This is a genomic window from Pseudoclavibacter sp. AY1H1 (assembly GCF_002931055.1).
Classification (GTDB): domain Bacteria; phylum Actinomycetota; class Actinomycetes; order Actinomycetales; family Microbacteriaceae; genus Pseudoclavibacter.
In genome coordinates this window covers 44,537-62,373 of the sequence record NZ_PSXX01000010.1, presented here as the reverse complement: position 1 = coordinate 62,373, position 17,837 = coordinate 44,537, and the positions used below count along the sequence as shown (strand labels likewise).

The window sequence follows — 17,837 nt, the reverse complement described above, 5'->3', positions numbered from 1 at the left end:
CGCAGACTGCTCAGCGCTGGGAGACGCCCATCCCCATGCGGTCGAGGACGATGTTCTCGACGATCTGCACGAGGTTGTACGACACCAGCGTGATGATGGTGATGAGCGCGATCGAGGTCCACAGCTCGGCGAACTGCGCCTGCGCGTTGAACTTCAGGATCGCCCCGCCGATGCCCGTCCCGGTCGAGAGCCATTCGGCGAGCAGCGCACCGGTCACGGCTCCCGGCACGGAGACCCGGGCGGCGGCGAAGATCGACGGGAGCGCCCCGGGCAGGTTGACCTTCGTGAGGCCGGCGAGCCGGCCGCCGCCGAAGACGTGCACGACGTCGAGGCTCTCCTGGCTGGCACGGCTGAGGCCGAACAGCACGTTGGCGAGCGCTGGGAAGAGCACGACGATCGTCCCGATCACCGCCACGGAGGCCGTGGTTCCTCGACCGGTCATGAGGATGATGACGGGTGCGATGGAGACGAGCGGGATGGTGCGCAGCAGGAGTACAAGCGGCATGACGCCGGCCTCGATGGCTCTGGAGAGGCTGAAGGCGATCGCCAGGACGATGGCGACGGCCATGCCTGCGACGAAGCCGAGCGCCGAGTCCATGAGCGTCTGCCCTACGAGGGGGAACATCTGCGCGCGGTGCTCGGCGGCGTCCTCGCCCACGAACAGGAACTGCCACACGTCGAGCGGCCCCTTCGCGATGAACGAGGAGATGCCGGTGAGGCTCACCACCGCCTGCCAGAGCAGGAGGAGCACGAGCAGCGTGATGCCGGCGGAGCCCAGGGAGCGGAGCACCGTCTTCCGGAGCGCGCTGCGCCGCTCGCGCGCGATCCGCGTCTCGGCGGCGTGATCGGCCGTCGTCGCTGTCTGCTTGTCCTGCACGATCACGGTCATCGCACTGCCTTCCCTGAGACCCACGGCGTGATGAAGCGGATGACCAGCCCGAAGAGCCCGTACGCGGCGAGCGCGAACACGGCGCACAGCAGGAACACCGACCAGACGCCGGCGGAGTCGAGCTGCCCCTGCAGGCGGATGAGGGTGGGCCCGACTCCCGCCGTGATGGAGCCGAGGTACTCGCCGAGCACGGCGCCGAGGAACGCCGAGGGGACGGCGATCTGGAGCGCGTTGAGGATGGCGGGCAGCGCGGCCACGAGACGGACCTTGCGCATCTGCATCCACGAGCCGCCGCCGAAGACGCGGACGACGTCGAGCGAGGCCTTGTCCGCGGACTTGAACCCGAGGATGGCGCCGACGACGGTCGTGAACACGCACACGAGGGCGGCGAGGAAGACGGCCGTCTCCGAGGGGTCGCCCGGGCTCTTCGCGCCGCCGAGCACCACGATGGAGATGCCGCCGACGGCGACGATCGGCAGGCAGTAGGTGACGACGGCGATCTGCGTGATCACGGTCTCCAGGCGGGGGAACACGAGCACGACGGTCGCCAGGAGCAGCGCGATGCCGTTGCCCCACACGTAGCCGATCGCCGCCGCGGTGACCGTCGGAGCGAAGACGCCCCAGGTGCCCGCGATGTTGCCCTGCACGAAGAGCCAGTCGATGACGGCGAGCGGTGAGGGCACCGGCGTGAAGCTCGTGCCCTCCTGCGGCCGGAACGCCGTTGCCGATGCCAGCCACCAGATCGCGACGAGGGCGGCCCCGCCGATGAGCGCGGCGAGCCAGCCTGGGATGCGCTCCCTCGCCACCGTCACGCCTCGGCTTCTGCGTGCCCGTGCACGCCGAACAGCAGCTCGGAGGCACGGTCGACCAGCGCGTGGAACTCGGGAGTGCGCATCATCTCCGGGGTGCGCGGCCGCGGCAGGTCGACCTCGATGATCTCCTGCACGCGCCCGGGGCGGGCCGACATGACGGCGACCCGGTCTGCGAGGAAGATCGCCTCGCTGATGCCGTGCGTGACGAGCAGCGTCGTCGCGGGCTTCTCCGTCCAGATGCGCAGCAGCTCCAGGTTGAGGTTCTGCCGAGTCATGTCGTCGAGCGCTCCGAAGGGCTCGTCGAGCAGCAGCACCGACGGCTTGAGCACGAGGGCCCGCGCGATCGACGCCCGCTGCCGCATGCCGCCGGAGAGCTGCGCCGGCTTCGCGTTCGCGAAGTCGCTGAGCCCCACGAGGGCGATCAGCTCGTCCACGTACGCCTTGTCGACCGGTCGCCCCGCGACCTCGAACGGCAGCTCGATGTTCTTGCGGATGCTCCGCCAGGGAAGCAGCGCGTGGTCCTGGAAGGCGATCCCGAGCTCGCTGTTCGCGCGCAGCTGGTCGGGCGTCTGCCCGTCGACGAGCGCGCTGCCGGTCGTCGGGTGGTCGAGCGCGGCGAGGATGCGGAGGATCGTGGACTTGCCGCATCCGGAAGGGCCGAGCAGCGCCAGGAACGAGCCCTTGTCGGTGTGCAGGTCCGTGTCCTGCAGCGCCAGCAGCGACTTGCCGCCGCGCAGGTCGAAGGACTTGGACACTCCGGAGATCTGGATTCCGGTGCCGGTTGCGGCACCGGAATCCGTCGTTGTATCGGTGAGGGTCATGAGCTTAGGGCTGGTAGTTCTTCAGCTCGGGGTTCTCGGTGTAGATCTCGTCGAGAATCGTCGTGTCGAAGAGGTCGTCGACCTCGAGCTCCCACCCTGCGGCCGCGAGGGAGGCGATGGACTGGGCCTTGAGCTCGTCGGAGATCGTGAACAGGCCGTTCGCCTCCGTCTCCGGGGTCGAGATCAGCGCCGCCTGGGCTTCGAGGCCCGCCTTCACCTTGGCTGGGTCGAGCTCCCCGAAGGTGAGGTCGCCAGCTGCGGCCGAGGCGTTGTAGTGCTCGGTCACCTTCGTGACGGTGTCATCCGTCGGCTGCGTGAACGTGTCGGTCCAGCCCTTGATCTCGGCGATGAGGAACGCCTTCACGAGGTCGGGGTTCTCATCCAGGTACTGCTGGGTCACCGTGACCGCCTCGGCGACGTACGGCAGGCCGTTGTCGGCGTAGGCGAGGTTCGTGACCTCGTAGCCCTCCATCTCGACCGTGATGGCCTCGTTCGTCAGGTAGGCCATGAAGCCGTCGACCTCCCCGTTCATGAGGGGCGTCGGGTCGAAGTCGACAGGGACGACGGTCACCTGGTCCTCGTCGATGTCGTTCGCGGCGAGGAGCGCCTTGAACACGGACGCGTTCGAGTCCTGCACTCCGATCTTCTTGCCGATCAGGTCCTGCGGCGTCGCGATGTTCCCCTTGTCCGTCAGCGAGAGCACCGTGAACGGGTTCTTCTGGAAGGTGGTCGCGACGATCTTCAGGGGCGCGTCCTGCTCGGCGACCGCGGCGCCGACTGAGGCGGCGTCGCTGAGGGCGAACTGCACCGACCCGGAGAGCAACTTCGCGACGCCCGTGTCGGGGCCGGCGATGCCCTGCACCGCGGAGAACCCCGCCTCGTCGTAGTAGCCGTTGTCGTAGGCGTAGTACTCGCCCGCGAACTCCTCGTTCTTGATCCACGAGTACTGCACGCTGATCTCACCGTGGTCGACGGATGCGCTCCCTGGGGACGTCTCGGATGCGGTGGGTGAGCACGCGGTGAGGGCAAGCGCGGCGGTGGCTGCGAGAGCGAGGGCCGCGGTGACGCGTCGGCGTGGTCTGGTGAGTGTGTGCATCGGATCTCCTTGACTGCAGTGGGCTGGGTCGTGTCTGCCGGTGTCTCGCCTGCTCAGCTCGTCCTGACACTCCCTAGCCGCGACACTAGGCAGTTCATATTTCGGGGACGGGGTCGTGGGTGTTACGGGCGTGATTCGCAATCCGCCAGACCCGGTCGCGGCTGAAGGGCTGCTCGAACGGGCGGCTGCCGATGGCGCGCGCGATGGCGTTCCCGATCGCGGGAGCGACGGGGTTGTACGGCGACTCGCTCATCGATTTCGCGCCGAACGGCCCGAGGTCGTCGCTCGTGTCGGCGAAGTACACCTCGGTGACGGGCACGTCGGCGAACTGCGGCACCCGGTAGAGGCGGAAGACGGGGTTGGCGACGCGCCCCTCGTCGTCGAGCGTCACCTCCTCGTACAGCGCGCTGCCGAGGCCCTGCGCGACGCCTCCCTCGATCTGCCCGCGGCACTGGGCTGGGTTCATGACGTAGCCGGCGTCGGCGGCGTGCACCGACTGCAGGATGCGCACCGTTCCCGTCTCCGGGTCGACGGCCAGCCTGACGGCGTGCACGTTGAAGGCGAGCGAGCGTTGCGCGCCGAGCTCGCTGCCGTCTGCCGTGATCTCCCCGCCGTTCTCCTCGGCTGCCAGCTGCGCGAAGGTGACGAACCCCGCGGGCGTCAGCACCCCGTCCGCGGTGAGCTCGCCGCCGTCGGGGGCCGAGCCGGTGAGCTCGGCGGCCCGCTCCCGCATCCGCATCGCCAGGGTCAGGCAGGCGGCGTGCAGCGCCTTGCCCGCGACCGTGATGCCCGCGGATGCGAAGGCGCCCGTGTCGTGCTCGACCGCATCCGTGTCCGAGTTCCACAGCTCCAGCCGCTCGAAGCTCGTGTTCAGGTCTGTCGCCGCGATCTGCTTGAGCACGGTTGTCGTGCCGTTGCCGAACTCGGCCGTCCCCGTGCGCAGCAGGTACGTGCCGTCGGCCCGGAGCGTGGCCGTCGTGTGCGCGATGTGCCCGAACGGCGCCATGGTGGCGATCATCGCCGCCGCGACCCCCTCGCCGACGAGCCAGCCGGGCGGAGCCGCCTGGCCGTTTCCTCGGCGGAGCGCGTCCTGCGCCAGGTCGAGGCACTGGTCGAAGCCGTAGCTTCCCCACACGAGGTCGTCGTGCCCCGGATCGTCGCCTTCCCTGATGGCGTTGCGTCGGCGCAGCTCGAACGGGTCGAGACCGAGCTTCTCGGCGAGCATGTCCATCGCCGATTCGACGCCGAGGATCACCTGGCCGAGGCCGTAGCCGCGGAACGCGCCGGACGGCACCGTGTTCGTGTACACGACCTCCGCATCCAGTCGCCGCAGCGGGACGCGGTAGATCGTCGTCGACTCGGCGAGGGAGTGGAAGAGGACGCCACGCGAGTGGTTGCCGTAGGCGCCGGTGTCGCTGAGCACGTCGAGCTGCATGGCCGTGAGCGCCCCGTCCGCGTCCGCGCCAAGTGTCACCGACACCCGCATCGGGTGCCTGACGGCGGCGCGCTGGAACTCATCGGTGCGCGAGAACTCGTACGCGACGGGTCGGCCGGTCCTGAGCACCGCGAGCGCGACGAGATCCTCCGTGAAGATCTCCTGCTTGCCGCCGAACCCGCCGCCGAGCCGTGCCGCGAGCACCCGCACGCGGTCACGGTCCAGGTCGAACAGGCGCGCGATCTCGTCGCGGGCGAGGAACGGAACCTGCGTGGAGGAGCGGATCACGAGGCGTCCGTCGTCGTCGAGCCAGCCGATCGAGCCGTGGGTCTCGAGTTGCGCGTGCGTGACGCGGGCCGTCTGCCACGTGCCGGAGACGGTGGCGGCGCTCGAGGCAAGCGCTTCGGTGACATCCGATCCGGCGTGGACGCTCGTGATGACGTTGCGGGCGGCCTCGTCGACCCGCTCCTGTGCGGTGCGGTCCGGGTGGAGCAGCGGCGCGCCTGGCCTGCGGGCCTCTTCCGGGTCGAAGACCGCCGGCAGCAGCTCGTACTCGACGCGGACGAGTCGGCGCGCGGCGTCGGCCGCCTCACCGGTCTCCGCGACGACGGCCGCCACGCGCTGCCCGACGTGGCGCACCACGTGGTCGAGCAAGAGCGTGTCGTCCGGGTCGTCGGTGCGGTGCTCATGGCGGGCCGAGGAGTACCGGAGCTGTGGCACGTCCTCGTGCGTGAAGATCTGCACGACCCCGGGCACGGTGAGGGCCTCGGTGGTGTCGATGCTCAGGATGCGCGCGTGCGCGTGCGGGCTCGTCACGACCCGCAAGGTCAGGGCATCGAGCGCCGGATGCCCGAGTGGCAGGTCGAACGTGAACGGCTCGAGGCCCTGCACGATCCGGCGCGCGGCCTCAGGGACGACGGAGTTGCCGACGGTCTGCGCTGGGGCCCGCGCTTCCGGGTCGGCGGCCTTGGGCGTGACGCACGTCTGCGCGCAGGCGCCCGCTCGCACGGAACCGCAGATCGCCTCCCGGATGGGGCGGTAGCCCGTGCAGCGGCACAGGTTTCCCCGCATCCGCTTGTCGAACTCGCCCAGGTCGGCTTCACCGAGGGTCGACGCGGTCACGCTCATCCCCGGCGTGCAGAAGCCGCACTGGAAGCCGAACCCCTCAGCGAGCGCCTCCTGCACGGGATGCAGCTGATCGCCGGGTGCGAGGCCGGCCGCCGTCGTGACGCTGCGCCCCTCCGCCCGCACCGCCGGCACGATGCAGGAGTGCACGGGAGCGCCGTCGAGCAGGACCGAGCAGGCTCCGCAGTCGCCGGCATCGCATCCCTTCTTCACCGTCGTGGAACCCGTCTCGCGCAACAGGGTCCGCAGGCATTGGCCCGCCCGCGGCTCGGCCGAGCGGTCTGTGCCGTCTACTTCGAACTTCACGCGAGTCCCTTCCGGATACGCTCCGCCAACACGATGCTCACACCGCGGCGCCAATCTGCTGAGCCGAGCGGGTCGCTGTAGTAGCCGTCCGCGTCAGCGACGCGCGCGGCGAGGTCGCCTGCGGTCGGGAGGTGCGGGAACACGAGCACGGTCGGGGTCTGCGTGGCTGCGGTGACCGTGAAGACGCTGCGCCCTGAGGGATCGACGCGCCCCGTGACGACGGCGCCAGAGCGCCCATGCTCTGCGAGCGCGATCTTGAGGAGCAGCGCCCGCGAGCGCAGCGCGGCTGCGGGCAGGTGGATGCTGCGGAGCACGTCGCCCGGTTGGAGGATGGTCGTCCCGTCCCCGGTCACGAGGTCAGCGACCGGCAGGCGCACCACCTCGGCTCCTCGCCAGATCTCCGCCTCCCCATCGAGCGCGACGCACAGCGAGACCATGCCGGCAGCTGCGAACGCCCGGCAGATGTTGCCGCCGACCGTCGCCGTGTTCCAGATCTTGAACGACGCGAGGAGAGCATCCGCCGCGGCCGGCACGAGCGAGAGCGCCGGCCAGTCCTGCTGCGACGGGAGCGTGCCAGCATCCCGTGCCTCCTTGGCCCACGCGACCAGCGTCGCGATGGTGCATGTGGCCGAGATCCGGAGCCCACCGTCGTCGGCCTCGATATCGGGCCACCCCATGGCGGTCACGTCGACGAAGCCCGTCGTCGTCGGCTGCGGCTCGCTCATGAGCCACGTGCCGCCAGCCAGGATGGCCTCCCCAGGGGCGAGAAGCAGCTCCTCGCGGGTTCGTGCGACGCGGTACGAGCGCACCGTCGTGATGTCCATGGCCCTCCCGGTCGTGGCTCCGCGCCGTCGGTCGCTTGCTGGCGCGAGTGGATTCTCGGGAGTGAACCAGAACGCCGTTTCGGCGGTGTTTCGATCGTGGGTCGGGGGTCGTGACGACCTTCACGTGCCCGCAACAGCCACGCAATGGGCCCGGCTTAGCGTTTCGTCATGCGTGGAATCCTGCCGATGGGCGCCGAGTGGGCGCGCCGAGGTCGACCGTTCGCGATGGCGACGCTCGTCGCCGTCAGCGGCAGCGCGCCCCGAGAGGTGGGCGCGAGCATGATCGTGTCGGCCGACGGCGAGGTGTTCGGCAACGTGTCCGGCGGATGCGTGGAGGGGGCCGTCTTCGAGCAGTGCCTGCACGCGATCCAGAGCGGCAGCGCGAGCGTCGAGACCTTCGGGTACAGCGCGGCAGCGGCGTTCTCGGTCGGGTTGAGCTGCGGAGGGGTCATCGAGGTCCTGGTCCGCCCAGTCCTGCCGGGCAGCGCGGCGGCCGCTGACGTGCTGCTGCTGGCGGAGCGTGAGGCGCGCGCGATGCCCGCGAGCTACACGCTGACGGTCGCCGGAGCCGACGTGGGCCGCGGCGTGATCGACCAGACATCGCCGCCCTCGTCGGGAGCCGTGACGATCGCCCTCGGCTCGCCGCCCCGGCTGATCATCGTGGGCGCGGTCGAGTTCGCCGTGGCGCTCTCCCGCATCGCGATCGCCGCGGGCATGCAGGTCACCGTCGTCGACCCGCGCGAGGTGTTCGCGACGACGGCCCGGTTCCCGGGCGCCGAGGTGGTTGTCGCCTGGCCGCACCGCTACCTGGAGACCGCGGAGGTGGACGCGCGCACCGCCGTGTGCGTCCTCACGCACGACCCGAAGTTCGACGTGCCCGCGCTGCGCGTCGCCCTGGCCTCTGCCGCCGGCTATGTCGGTGTCATGGGGAGCCGTCGGACCCATGAGGAGCGGCTCGAGCGGCTCGAGCGGCTCGAGCCGCTCACCGACGCATCGGCACCCGCCGCAGAGGCTGTGCCAGCCGAGCAGCTGGAGCGGCTGCGCTCGCCGATCGGGCTCGACCTGGGCGGGCGCTCCCCCGAGGAGACGGCCCTCTCGATCCTCGCCGAGATCGTCGCCGACCGGCACGGCGCATCCGGTCGCCGCCTGTCCGAGCTGTCGGGGCCGGTGCACCGACCGCTGGGAGCGCGCGTCGCCTCGTGAGCGGTGACGGGTGCGGGGTGGGGTGGGGGTGCTGGTGCTGGTGCTGGGGGCGAGGTTCGGAGGTCGGGCTGCGGAGTTCGGAGGTCGGGGCCAGGGGCTTGGCGGGGGTTGTGCGCAGTCCGGGTTCCTGCGCCTGGGCTGGCGAATGCGGGTGGCGAAAGCACAGGTCTGCGGCGGGGGCGCGGATGGACCCTGGGCTCGTGCCTGCGGCGTGCAGCTGCGGCGAGACCAACCCAAGCGCATCCACCCCAGCCGCGCGGAAGACGGTGCGCAAATGAACGTCTGCGGAGTTGTCCTCGCGGCCGGCGCCCGTCCGCGACGCAGCGGACGCGCCAACAGACCCACGACCCAAACCCGCGGCGAGACCCACCCAAGCGCATCCACCCCAGCCGCGCGGAAGACGGTGCGCGAATGAACGTGTGCGGAGTCGTCCTCGCGGCCGGCGCCGGGTCGCGATTCGGCGGGCCGAAGGCCCTGGCATCCCTGCCCGACGGCACACCCTGGGTTGCGCGCGCCGTGGGGACCTTGCTCAAGGCCGGATGCTCTGATGTGCTGGTCGCCCTGGGCGCCGGTCGCTCGGAGGCGGCCGCGCTCGTACCGGCGAGCGCGACGGTTGTGCCCGTGCCGGAGTGGTCTGGAGGGCTCGCCGCCTCGGTCCGCGCCGCGCTGCACGCTGCCGCCATGACCGACGCGGACGCCGTCCTGCTCGTTCCCGTCGACACGCCCGACCTGTCAGTCGCGTCCTGCCGGAGGGTCCTCAGCGCGGGTGGGGTACTCGCCCGGGCGACCTACCGCGGCGAGCCCGGGCATCCGGTGCTCATCGGGCGCACGCACTGGGCCGCCCTCGCATCGACGCTCGACGGTGACCGAGGCGCGGGCCGGTACCTGGCCGAGCAGGGCGCTGTCGTGGTGGAGTGCGGCGACCTGTGGCACGGCCGCGACATCGACGAGCCGGTCGCCCCTCCCGTCGCGGCACGCTCTCCGCGCCCCGACCTCCGCTCACTGGGTCACTTTCACCCCATCTGGGACGCCAAAACCGGGTGAAACTGACCCATCGGCGATAGAAGCAGCGTCGAGTGGGGCGAAAGCGCCCCATCCCGGCGGAGGACCCGGTCGACAAACCCTCCGCGCCCCGACCTCCGCTCACTGGGTCACTTTCACCCCGTAGCGGGCACCAAAACGGGGCGAAACTGCCCTATCGGCGGCAGACAGGGCGGCGAAACGGGGCGAAGATGCCCCATCCACGGGGGATGCGGCGGATGCGGACGCCGATGCGACGCGGAGCGGGGCGCAGCTGTCTCCATCGACGCCGGACGCGGGAGATGCGGCAGCGGAGCGGGACGAAAGCACCCCATCCCCGGCGGAGGACCCGGTCGACGAACCCTCCACAGCACGACCCCCGCCGATTGGGTCACTTTCACCCCATAGCGGGCGCCAAAACGGGGTGAAAGTGACCCATCGGCGATGGATGCAGCGTCGAGGCCTCGGGGACGGGCCGCTACACGCCGAGCTGGTCTTCGAGGTTGAAGACCTCGACGAGGGGCGACGCCGCCTGGTCGGCGCGGCCCTCGAGGCCGTCGAAGAACTGCGACATGTCCGCTTCCCAGCGCGCCGCGACCGGCGAGGCTGCGAGGTAGGCGTTCGCGGCCGCCTCGTCGTCGACGTCGTAGCTGCCGAACAGGGTGCCGTCCGGAGCGAGGAACAAGGAGTAGTTGCGGCGGCCGGCGGCGGCGATCTCGGCGAGCATCTCCGGCCACACCTCCGCGTGACGGCGCACGTACTCGTCGATGTGCTGAGGTGCGACCTTCAGCTGGAATCCGATTCTTGGCATGTGGTTCTTCCTATCTGCGTTCGTGTTCCCGGATTTCGTGACCCCGGACCGTGCCGGGCAGAACCGCGCGGACGCGGACGTGGCCGCGGCCACGACGCGCGCCGGGACTTGGGCCGGGATGCGCGAACGCCGCGCCGGGAGATGGTCCCGGCGCGGCGTCCGCAGTTCAGCTCAGCGGGGCGACTGGCCCCCCGCATCCTGCTTCGAAAAGCTCTTCAGCTCCTAGAAGCTGAAGTCGCCGATGTTGGCCTTGTCGAAGACGAAGGGGTCGCCGAGGAGGACGACGCCGTCGGCGCCGACCGTGTACTCGCCGAGCTTGCCGGCTTCGAAGGTGTCGCCCTCGGCGCCGGTGATGTCGCCGGCGATGAGCGCCTGGGCGGCGAACGCCGACAGGTAGCCGAGGTCTTCCGGGTTCCAGAGCGCGAACGAGGTGACGGTGCCGTCTTCGACGAACTCGCGCATCTGGTTCGGCGTGCCGAGACCGGTCACCGCGACCTTGCCCTTGAAGTCAGAGGTCTGGATGTAGCGTGCCGCAGCCGCGATGCCGACCGTCGTGGGCGAGACGATGCCCTTGAGGTTCGGGTGCGTCTGGAGGAGCGCGGCGGTCTTATCGAACGAGGTCTGGTCATCGTCGTCGCCGTAGACGGTCTCGACGATGGTGATGTCGGGGTACTCGGTGCCGACGTACGCTTCCATCTTCTCGATCCAGGCGTTCTGGTTCGTGGCGTTGGCCGCGGCGGAGAGGATGGCGATCTCGCCAGATCCGCCGATCTGCTCGGCGATGAGGTCGATCTGCGCCTTCGCGATGCCGTCAGCGTCTGCCTGGTTCACGAACAGGTCGCGGCACTCGGGGTTCGTGTCGGAGTCGAAGGTGACGACCTTCGTGCCGGCTTCGCGTGCCTCGTTGAGGGCGTCGCAGATCGCTTCGGGGTCGTTGGCGGAGATGACGATGCCGCCGACGGCCTGCTGCGTGAGCGTGTTGATGTAGCTGACCTGCGCGTCGGGGGTGGCTTCCGACGGGCCGACCTCGGCGAACGTTCCGCCGAACTCGGTGGCGGCTGCCTGTCCGCCGACGGAGGATGCCTCGAAGTAGGGGTTTCCGAGGTTCTTCGGGAGGAAGGTGACGGTGAGGTTGCCGGTGTCTCCGCCGCCTGCGGCGGTGTCGTCGCCGCCGGTGGTGCATCCAGTGAGCACGAGTGCAGCGCTTACTGCGAGTGCGCCTGCTGCGCTCAGCCGCTTCGTTGCGAGCTTCATGGGGGTTCCCTTCGGGTACTGAGCCGCTCGGTGTTCCGGGCGACGGTTGGGGTGTTGCGTGTTGGGTTCGAGGTGGGGCTGCAGTTCTTGGGAGGCGATCAGCCCTTGGGAACTGTCCCGCTGGTCGTGCCGACCAGCGGTTTCTCTGCCTTGGGCCGCTTGCGGCGGATCCTGGGCAGGAGGCTTGCTCCGACGACGGAGGCCACGAGGAGCACTCCGGTGATGATGTTGATGACGTCGGAGGTGACGTTCGCGAGGCGCAGGGCGCTGGCGAGGACGCCGATGAGGAGGACTGCCGCGACGACTCCGTAGAGCTTGCCGCGTCCGCCGAAGACGGACACGCCACCGAGGACGACGGCTGCGATGACCTGCAGTTCGAGGCCGGTCGCGTTGTCGCCTCGCGCTGAGCCGTAGCGCAGCGTGAAGTAGATGCCGGCGAGGGCGGCGAGGCCGCCTGCGAGCACGAAGAGGACGAACTTCGTGCGGCCGACGGGCACTCCCGAGAAGTGGGCGGCTTCCTTCGAGAGGCCGATGGCGTAGACGCCTCGGCCGAAGGGCGTGTAGTGGAGCACGATAATGAAGATCGCGAGCAGGATGAGGAACGGGATCATGATGGCCGGGATGGGCGTGCCCACGATCTTGGCCTTCGCGATGTCCGTCCAGAACTCGGGGAACGAGGTGACCGCGGCGGTGCCGAGCACGCCGACCGCGATGCCGCGGAAGAGGGCGAGGGTACCGATCGTGACGGCGAGCGACGGCAGGCCGACCTTCGTGACGAGGAAGCCGTTGAAGGCTCCGCCGACGACGCCGACGATGAGGGCGGCGAGGGCGGCGATTTCGAACGGCACGCCAGCCTGGTAGAGGGCACCCGTGGTGACGCTCGAGAGGCCGACCATGGAGCCGACCGACAGGTCGATCTCGCCCGTGATCATGATGAGCGTCATCGGCAGGGCGATGATGAGTACCGCGGCGACGTCCATGAGCAGGTACGTGATGGTGATGGGCTGCGAGAAGCCCTTGACCGCGGACATCGAGACGACGCACACCACGACGAGGAGGGCGACGATCGCCATCTCGCGAGTGAACAGCATCCGACGCCAGGCTGGCTGCGAGTAGTTCTCGATGGTGCGCTGCGTTGCAGCGGACGACGTTGGGGTCGTGAGAGCGGTCATGATTCCTCCCTCGCTTCGACGAGCTTGCGGGATTGACGGATGGCGAGGACGCGATCGAGCACGATCGCGGCGAGGATGAGCACACCGACGACGGCGCGCTGCCAGAAGTCCGGGATACCGACGAGCGGGAGTACTCGGTTGATGGTCATGAGGAGCATCGCGCCGATGGCGGCGCCCCACAGGGTTCCGACGCCGCCGGTGATGGCGACGCCTCCGATGACGGCAGCGCCCACCGCATCCAGTTCCCAACCGGCACCGGCCTGCGAGCTGACCGTGCCGTAGCGGGCGGCGTAGAAGACACCGGCGAGGCCGGCGAGTGCGCCCGAGAGCACGAACGCGGTGAGCACGCGGCGCACGTCGGGGAGGCCGTAGAGCTTCGCGGCGTCCGGGTCTGAGCCGATGGCGTAGAACTCGCGGCCCGCTCGCGTGTTCTTCATGACCCAGGCGGCGATGGCGAGCACGATGACGGCGATGATCGTGAGGATCGGGATGGTCAGGATCTGACCCGTGCCGAGTGCGAGGAAGTCGCGGGGCATGTCGCTCGCGTTGATGCGGCTCGAGCCGGCCCACATGACGTTGATGCCTCGGTACGCGTAGAGCGTGCCCAGCGTGATCACCATGGCCGGCACTCGCACGTAGGCGACGAGTGCGCCGTTGACGAAGCCGAGGATCGCGCCGAACAGCACTGCCGCGACGACGACGACGGGGATGGGGATGCCCGGGTAGTCGATGAACAGGCGGCCCGTGAGGAAGGCGGTGAGGCCGATCACGGAGCCGACCGACAGGTCGACGTTGCGGGTGATGAGCACGATCGCCTGGCCGACTGCGACGAGCAGCAGGATGGACGGCGTGAGGAACAGGTCTCTCCAGCCGTCGGGGCTGAAGAGGAAGTTCGGGTTGGCGATGGTCGCGACGATGAGGACGACCGCGAGGGCGAGGAGGATGCCGAGCTCGCGGGCCTTGCCGAAGTTGCCGAAGCGGATGGCCTTCTTGGGCGGCATGGGCGCGCCGGCGGTGGGGTGCGGCCCCTGGGTGGTGGTCGTGGTCATCAGAGCACCACCGTCACTGCGCCGGTCGCGGCGCGCATGACGCTTTCGCTGGTCGCCTGGCTGCGGTCGATTTCCTGGGCGATGCGGCCTTCGTGCATGACGAGCACGCGGTCTGCCATGCCGAGGACCTCTGGGAGCTCCGAGGAGATCATGAGGATTCCCATTCCGGTGCCCGCGAGCTCGGAGAGCAGGCGGTGCACTTCTGACTTGGTGCCGACGTCGATTCCTCGTGTCGGCTCATCGATGATGAGGAGCTTGGGGTTCGTCGCGAGCCACTTGGCGATGACGACCTTCTGCTGGTTGCCGCCCGAGAGGGTGCCGGCGATCGTGTCGAGCGCCTGCGCCTTCACTTCGAGCTTGGTCGCCCAGGTGCGGGCGTCGTCGTGCTGCTTGCGGCCGCTGATGACGCCGAGCTTCGTGAGCTGGTTCAGGATGACGCTCGTGATGTTCTCGCCGACTCCGGAGTCGACGACGAGGCCCTGCTTGCGGCGGTCTTCTGGGATGAGCGCGAGGCCGGCCTGCATGGCGGCGACGGGCGAGCCCGGCTTGACGACCTTGCCCTCGACGCTGACGCGACCCGACTTGTACTTGTCGACCCCGAACACGGCGCGGGCGACCTCGCTGCGGCCGGCGCCGACGAGGCCGGCGAGGCCGACGATCTCGCCGGAGCGGACGGTGAAGTTGATGTCGTGGAAGACGCCGGGGCTCTCGAGGTCCTCGACGACGAGCACTGGCTCGCCGATGACGGCTTCCTGCTTCGGGAACAGCTCGGTGACCTCGCGGCCGACCATCTGCTGCACGAGCGCATCCACGGTCGTCTCGCTGATGAGGTTCGTCGCGATGTAGCTGCCGTCGCGCATGACGGTGACCTTGTCGCAGAGGGCGAAGACCTCGTCGAAGCGGTGGGAGATGAACATGAGGCCGCGGCCCTCGTCGCGCAGGCTGCGGGCGATGGCGAAGAGCCGGTCGACCTCGACGCCGGAGAGGGCGGCGGTCGGCTCGTCCATGATGAGCACCCGCGCGTTGAGCGAGACGGCCTTGGCGATCTCGATGACCTGCTGGTCGGCGATGGAGAGGCCTTCGGCGGGGCGGTCGGGGTCGATGTTCACGCCGAGTCTGGCGAACAGCGCCTTCGCCTCGTCGCGCATCGCCGAGCGGTTGATGCGGCCGAAGCGGTTCGTGGGCTGGCGGCCCATGAAGATGTTCTCGGTGACCGAGAGGTCGGGGAAGAGCGTCGGCTCCTGGTAGATGACCGCGACGCCCGCGGCCTTCGACTGGGCCGTGGATGTGAAGTTGACGTCTTCGCCGCCGAGCTGGAAGGTGCCGGCGTCGCGCTGGTAGAGGCCAGCGACGATCTTGACGAGCGTGGACTTGCCGGCGCCGTTCTCACCCACGAGTGCGTGGATGGAACCGGACTCGACGGCGATCGTGCCGGATCGGAGTGCGACGACGGATCCGAATGACTTCTGCACATCGCGCAGCTCGAGTACGACTTGCGAACTCGTCACGGTGGCTCCGTTCTCTTCGTTGAGTATTGCGGGGGTGTTGAGGGGTGCTCGGTGGTGAGCGGCGTGAGCCTGCCTGCTGTTTCACGGACTTTGTGAATCGTTTCAAGCGACTGGATGCGACACTACGCGACGCTCGCAGAAAACGTCAAGCCAAGGATGCAGAGTTGTTACCGGAGGGCGTGCCGCGCTCCTCGGAAGCTGACCCCAACAGCCCCTCCAACCCCTGGAAAGCTCGCGCGACGGCAGTGTGGGCGGCCTCATCTGCGCCCGCCTCGGTCGCCCACCAGGAGAGCGCCTCGGCCATGGCAGCCTGCACGGCCGCACTCGCGGCACGCGCAACAAGGCCGTCCGGATGCAGTCCGCCCCTGCGCGCCAGGAACACGGCGACCTCTTGCCGCCAGCCGAGATAGGCATCCGGGCGCGAAGACTGCCCTGGAGGCATCGCGGCGATGGCGCGGAGCCGGAGGCGTGCGGTCGGCTCCTCCTCGACCTCGAGGTCGAAGACCCTACCGACAGCGACGGCGAGCGCCTGGAGGGGCGCCAGCCCCTGGTCGACCGCGTCGAGCTCGCGCCTGAGCGCTTCGTGCCCACCCTCGGCACCCAACCAGACGATGTCACCCTTGGCCGGAAAGTACCGATGCAGGGTGCGCAGGCTGATGCCCGCCTCGGCGGCGAGCTGCGCCATGGTGACGTGCTCATACCCCTCGCGGAGGATGATCTCCAGCATCTGCACGCGGAGCTGGCGCGGATCTGCAGACGCGGGTCGCCCGGGCCGACGTGTCTCACTCATGTCCACATTGTTGCTCCTTGCCGGGTCCGGAGTATTGACATACTCTGCCAATACTCGCCTGAACTCAACGTGGAGGTCTCATGCCGCATCCGCTCCCCGACGTCTCGAACGCCCCGATCTCGGACCTCGTCTCACTCAGAGGACGGCGCGCCGTCGTGACCGGAGGCGCCCAGGGCCTGGGGCGGGCCATCTGCGAACGACTCGCCGAAGCCGGTGCAGATCTGCTCATCGTCGATCTCGACGCGACCCGTGCGACAGCCGCAGCTGACGAGATCGCCGCCAAGCACGGCACCCGCGCCATGGGCGCCGCCGCAGACGTGAGCGTCCCCGACTCCATCTCCGCCGCAGCCGCCCGCGCCGCCGCTGAGCTCGGAGGAATCGATATCTGGGTCAACAACGCGGGCATCTCCCCGAACGCCCCCGTCCTCGACATGCCGGTCGAGATGTGGGACCAGGTCTTCGCGGTGAACGCCCGAGGCACCTTCCTCGGCTCCCGCGAGGCGGCGAAGCACATGAGCGGGAACACCTCCGGCGGCGTGATCGTCAACGTCATCTCGACAGCGGGGTTCACGGTCGGATTCCCCGGCATGGCCGCCTACGCAAGTTCGAAGCACGCGGAACGCGGACTCACGAAGTCGCTCGCGCTCGATCTCGCTCCCATGGGGATCCGCGTCCTCGGGGTCGCCCCGAGCTACGTGCCGACCGAGGGCAATATCGCCGCTGCCGCCGCCGGCATGGAAGCCGCGAAGGCCGCCGGCGTGGAACTGCCGGAGCTCGACGTCATGAACCACAGCTTGATCGGCCGCACCGGCACTCCGGATGACATCGCGCGCGTCGTGCTGTTCGCCGCCAGTGATCTGTCGATGATCATGACCGGCAGCACGCTCCTCGCCGACGCCGGGGAGACGATCTGATGTCGGCGCAGCACCAGGGGCGCCTGCACGGCAGGGTCGTCATGATGACGGGCGTCAGCAAGGGGCTCGGCAAGCAGAACGCGATCGAGCTGGCGAAGGCCGGAGCGAAGCTCTCGATCTCAGCACGGAGCGAGACCGCACTGCGCGAGACCGTGGCGCTCTGCGAAGCCGAAGGGGCAAAGGTTCTCGGCGTGGTCTGCGACGTGACCGACGTGGAGCACCTCGAGCGCTATGTCGCGCGAACCGTCGAGCGCTTCGGCCGCATCGACGTGCTGGTCAACAACGCCAACTTCGAAGCTGAGCTCACGCCGTTCCTGGAGCAGGACGTGTCGTCGCTTCGCACCGCGTTCGAGGTCGGCGTGGTCGCCGTGTGGCGCCTCATGCAGCTCTGCCATCCGCACATGTCCAGGACGGAGGGGACAGCTTCCATCATCAATCTGGTCTCCGGCGTGTACGAGACCGGGATGGAGGGCTACGCGTCCTACGTTCCCGACAAGGCGGCGATCCGAGGCCTCTCCATGGTGGCTGCCCGAGAGCTCGGGGCGAGTGGCATCCGCGTGAACACGCTCGCGCCGGTTGCACTCACTGACACGATCCTGCACGGCCTCGCGCCCGAGTACTCGGAGTTCGTGAAGCAGCAGATGTCGGTGAACCCGCTTGGCAGGTTCGGCGACCCAGCGACGGACATCGCCCCGGTCCTGATCTTCCTCGCCAGCGACGACAGCCGCTGGATCACCGGCCAGAACTTCAACGCCGACGGCGGAGCCGTCATCCAAGCCTGAGTCCGTCACCCCCGCTTCCTCGAGCA

At 69.3% G+C, this 17,837-nt stretch carries 16 protein-coding genes; 4 read left to right on the top strand and 12 right to left on the bottom strand.

From position 1 onward, the window contains the following. Positions 1-10 precede the first annotated feature (10 nt). The 6 genes from C5E05_RS14725 to C5E05_RS14700 all read right to left on the bottom strand — a co-directional run bounded on the left by C5E05_RS14725 (position 11) and on the right by C5E05_RS14700 (position 7,308). Positions 11-889, bottom strand: a complete 879-nt coding sequence (locus C5E05_RS14725; protein WP_104342354.1) for an ABC transporter permease — start codon at positions 887-889, stop codon at positions 11-13. Then, the gene (locus tag C5E05_RS14720) at positions 886-1,701 is read right to left on the bottom strand and encodes an ABC transporter permease (protein WP_258064018.1); all 816 of its coding nucleotides are present in this window, start codon (positions 1,699-1,701) and stop codon (positions 886-888) included. Before C5E05_RS14720 ends, C5E05_RS14725 begins: the two co-directional genes overlap by 4 nt. After that, positions 1,698-2,522 carry an ABC transporter ATP-binding protein gene (locus tag C5E05_RS14715; RefSeq protein WP_104244643.1) on the bottom strand — a complete coding sequence of 275 codons (825 nt, stop codon included), beginning with the start codon at positions 2,520-2,522 and terminating at the stop codon, positions 1,698-1,700. The genes C5E05_RS14720 and C5E05_RS14715 overlap by 4 nt, the downstream gene beginning before the upstream one ends. 4 nt (positions 2,523-2,526) lie before the next feature. Further along, the gene (locus C5E05_RS14710; protein ID WP_104342353.1) at positions 2,527-3,618 is read right to left on the bottom strand and encodes an ABC transporter substrate-binding protein; all 1,092 of its coding nucleotides are present in this window, start codon (positions 3,616-3,618) and stop codon (positions 2,527-2,529) included. Positions 3,619-3,712: 94 nt separating this feature from the next. Next, the gene (locus tag C5E05_RS14705) at positions 3,713-6,484 is read right to left on the bottom strand and encodes a molybdopterin-dependent oxidoreductase (RefSeq protein WP_104342352.1); all 2,772 of its coding nucleotides are present in this window, start codon (positions 6,482-6,484) and stop codon (positions 3,713-3,715) included. Then, positions 6,481-7,308 carry an FAD binding domain-containing protein gene (locus C5E05_RS14700; RefSeq protein ID WP_104342351.1) on the bottom strand — a complete coding sequence of 276 codons (828 nt, stop codon included), beginning with the start codon at positions 7,306-7,308 and terminating at the stop codon, positions 6,481-6,483. Before C5E05_RS14700 ends, C5E05_RS14705 begins: the two co-directional genes overlap by 4 nt. Before the next feature lie 168 nt (positions 7,309-7,476). Between C5E05_RS14700 and C5E05_RS14695 the strand changes: the two genes are divergently transcribed. After that, complete coding sequence (locus tag C5E05_RS14695; RefSeq protein ID WP_104342350.1) at positions 7,477-8,511, top strand: XdhC family protein; 1,035 nt, start codon at positions 7,477-7,479, stop codon at positions 8,509-8,511. A gap of 411 nt (positions 8,512-8,922) precedes the next feature. After that, positions 8,923-9,555, top strand: coding sequence for an NTP transferase domain-containing protein (locus tag C5E05_RS14690; protein WP_104342349.1), 633 nt, complete (start codon positions 8,923-8,925; stop codon positions 9,553-9,555). Between the two features lie 454 nt (positions 9,556-10,009). Here C5E05_RS14690 and C5E05_RS14685 read toward each other — a convergent pair whose 3' ends face one another. The 6 genes from C5E05_RS14685 to C5E05_RS14655 all read right to left on the bottom strand — a co-directional run bounded on the left by C5E05_RS14685 (position 10,010) and on the right by C5E05_RS14655 (position 16,115). Then, positions 10,010-10,342, bottom strand: a complete 333-nt coding sequence (locus tag C5E05_RS14685; RefSeq protein ID WP_104342348.1) for an L-rhamnose mutarotase — start codon at positions 10,340-10,342, stop codon at positions 10,010-10,012. A gap of 222 nt (positions 10,343-10,564) precedes the next feature. Continuing rightward, a complete protein-coding gene (rhaS, locus tag C5E05_RS14675; RefSeq protein ID WP_104244629.1) occupies positions 10,565-11,596 on the bottom strand; it encodes a rhamnose ABC transporter substrate-binding protein in 1,032 nt (343 codons plus the stop codon). Positions 11,597-11,694: 98 nt separating this feature from the next. Next, a complete protein-coding gene (locus C5E05_RS14670; protein ID WP_104300941.1) occupies positions 11,695-12,768 on the bottom strand; it encodes an ABC transporter permease in 1,074 nt (357 codons plus the stop codon). Beyond that, positions 12,765-13,817, bottom strand: coding sequence for an ABC transporter permease (locus C5E05_RS14665; protein WP_104244625.1), 1,053 nt, complete (start codon positions 13,815-13,817; stop codon positions 12,765-12,767). Before C5E05_RS14665 ends, C5E05_RS14670 begins: the two co-directional genes overlap by 4 nt. Continuing rightward, positions 13,817-15,325 (bottom strand): sugar ABC transporter ATP-binding protein, encoded by a 1,509-nt coding sequence (locus C5E05_RS14660; protein ID WP_104307828.1) that lies wholly within the window; start codon positions 15,323-15,325, stop codon positions 13,817-13,819. Before C5E05_RS14660 ends, C5E05_RS14665 begins: the two co-directional genes overlap by 1 nt. A gap of 145 nt (positions 15,326-15,470) precedes the next feature. Beyond that, the gene (locus C5E05_RS14655; RefSeq protein ID WP_146080635.1) at positions 15,471-16,115 is read right to left on the bottom strand and encodes a TetR/AcrR family transcriptional regulator; all 645 of its coding nucleotides are present in this window, start codon (positions 16,113-16,115) and stop codon (positions 15,471-15,473) included. 80 nt (positions 16,116-16,195) lie between these two features. On the opposite strand from C5E05_RS14655, the gene C5E05_RS14650 reads away from it, so the two are divergent. Then, a complete protein-coding gene (locus C5E05_RS14650) occupies positions 16,196-17,029 on the top strand; it encodes an SDR family NAD(P)-dependent oxidoreductase (RefSeq protein WP_104342346.1) in 834 nt (277 codons plus the stop codon). Then, positions 17,029-17,811, top strand: coding sequence for an SDR family NAD(P)-dependent oxidoreductase (locus tag C5E05_RS14645; protein WP_104342345.1), 783 nt, complete (start codon positions 17,029-17,031; stop codon positions 17,809-17,811). Before C5E05_RS14650 ends, C5E05_RS14645 begins: the two co-directional genes overlap by 1 nt. Positions 17,812-17,837 lie beyond the last annotated feature (26 nt).

Excerpts from the sequence above, each read along its gene's own strand:
- C5E05_RS14645 (WP_104342345.1), top strand. The coding sequence starts at position 17,029 with ATGTCGGCGCAGCACCAGGGGCGCCTGCACGGCAGGGTCGTCATGATG.
- C5E05_RS14715 (WP_104244643.1), bottom strand. The coding sequence starts at position 2,522 with ATGACCCTCACCGATACAACGACGGATTCCGGTGCCGCAACCGGCACC.
- C5E05_RS14700 (WP_104342351.1), bottom strand. The coding sequence starts at position 7,308 with ATGGACATCACGACGGTGCGCTCGTACCGCGTCGCACGAACCCGCGAG.
- C5E05_RS14650 (WP_104342346.1), top strand. The coding sequence starts at position 16,196 with ATGCCGCATCCGCTCCCCGACGTCTCGAACGCCCCGATCTCGGACCTC.
- C5E05_RS14685 (WP_104342348.1), bottom strand. The coding sequence starts at position 10,342 with ATGCCAAGAATCGGATTCCAGCTGAAGGTCGCACCTCAGCACATCGAC.
- C5E05_RS14725 (WP_104342354.1), bottom strand. The coding sequence starts at position 889 with ATGACCGTGATCGTGCAGGACAAGCAGACAGCGACGACGGCCGATCAC.
- rhaS (WP_104244629.1), bottom strand. The coding sequence starts at position 11,596 with ATGAAGCTCGCAACGAAGCGGCTGAGCGCAGCAGGCGCACTCGCAGTA.
- C5E05_RS14710 (WP_104342353.1), bottom strand. The coding sequence starts at position 3,618 with ATGCACACACTCACCAGACCACGCCGACGCGTCACCGCGGCCCTCGCT.
- C5E05_RS14690 (WP_104342349.1), top strand. The coding sequence starts at position 8,923 with ATGAACGTGTGCGGAGTCGTCCTCGCGGCCGGCGCCGGGTCGCGATTC.
- C5E05_RS14665 (WP_104244625.1), bottom strand. The coding sequence starts at position 13,817 with ATGACCACGACCACCACCCAGGGGCCGCACCCCACCGCCGGCGCGCCC.
- C5E05_RS14655 (WP_146080635.1), bottom strand. The coding sequence starts at position 16,115 with ATGAGTGAGACACGTCGGCCCGGGCGACCCGCGTCTGCAGATCCGCGC.
- C5E05_RS14670 (WP_104300941.1), bottom strand. The coding sequence starts at position 12,768 with ATGACCGCTCTCACGACCCCAACGTCGTCCGCTGCAACGCAGCGCACC.
- C5E05_RS14695 (WP_104342350.1), top strand. The coding sequence starts at position 7,477 with ATGCGTGGAATCCTGCCGATGGGCGCCGAGTGGGCGCGCCGAGGTCGA.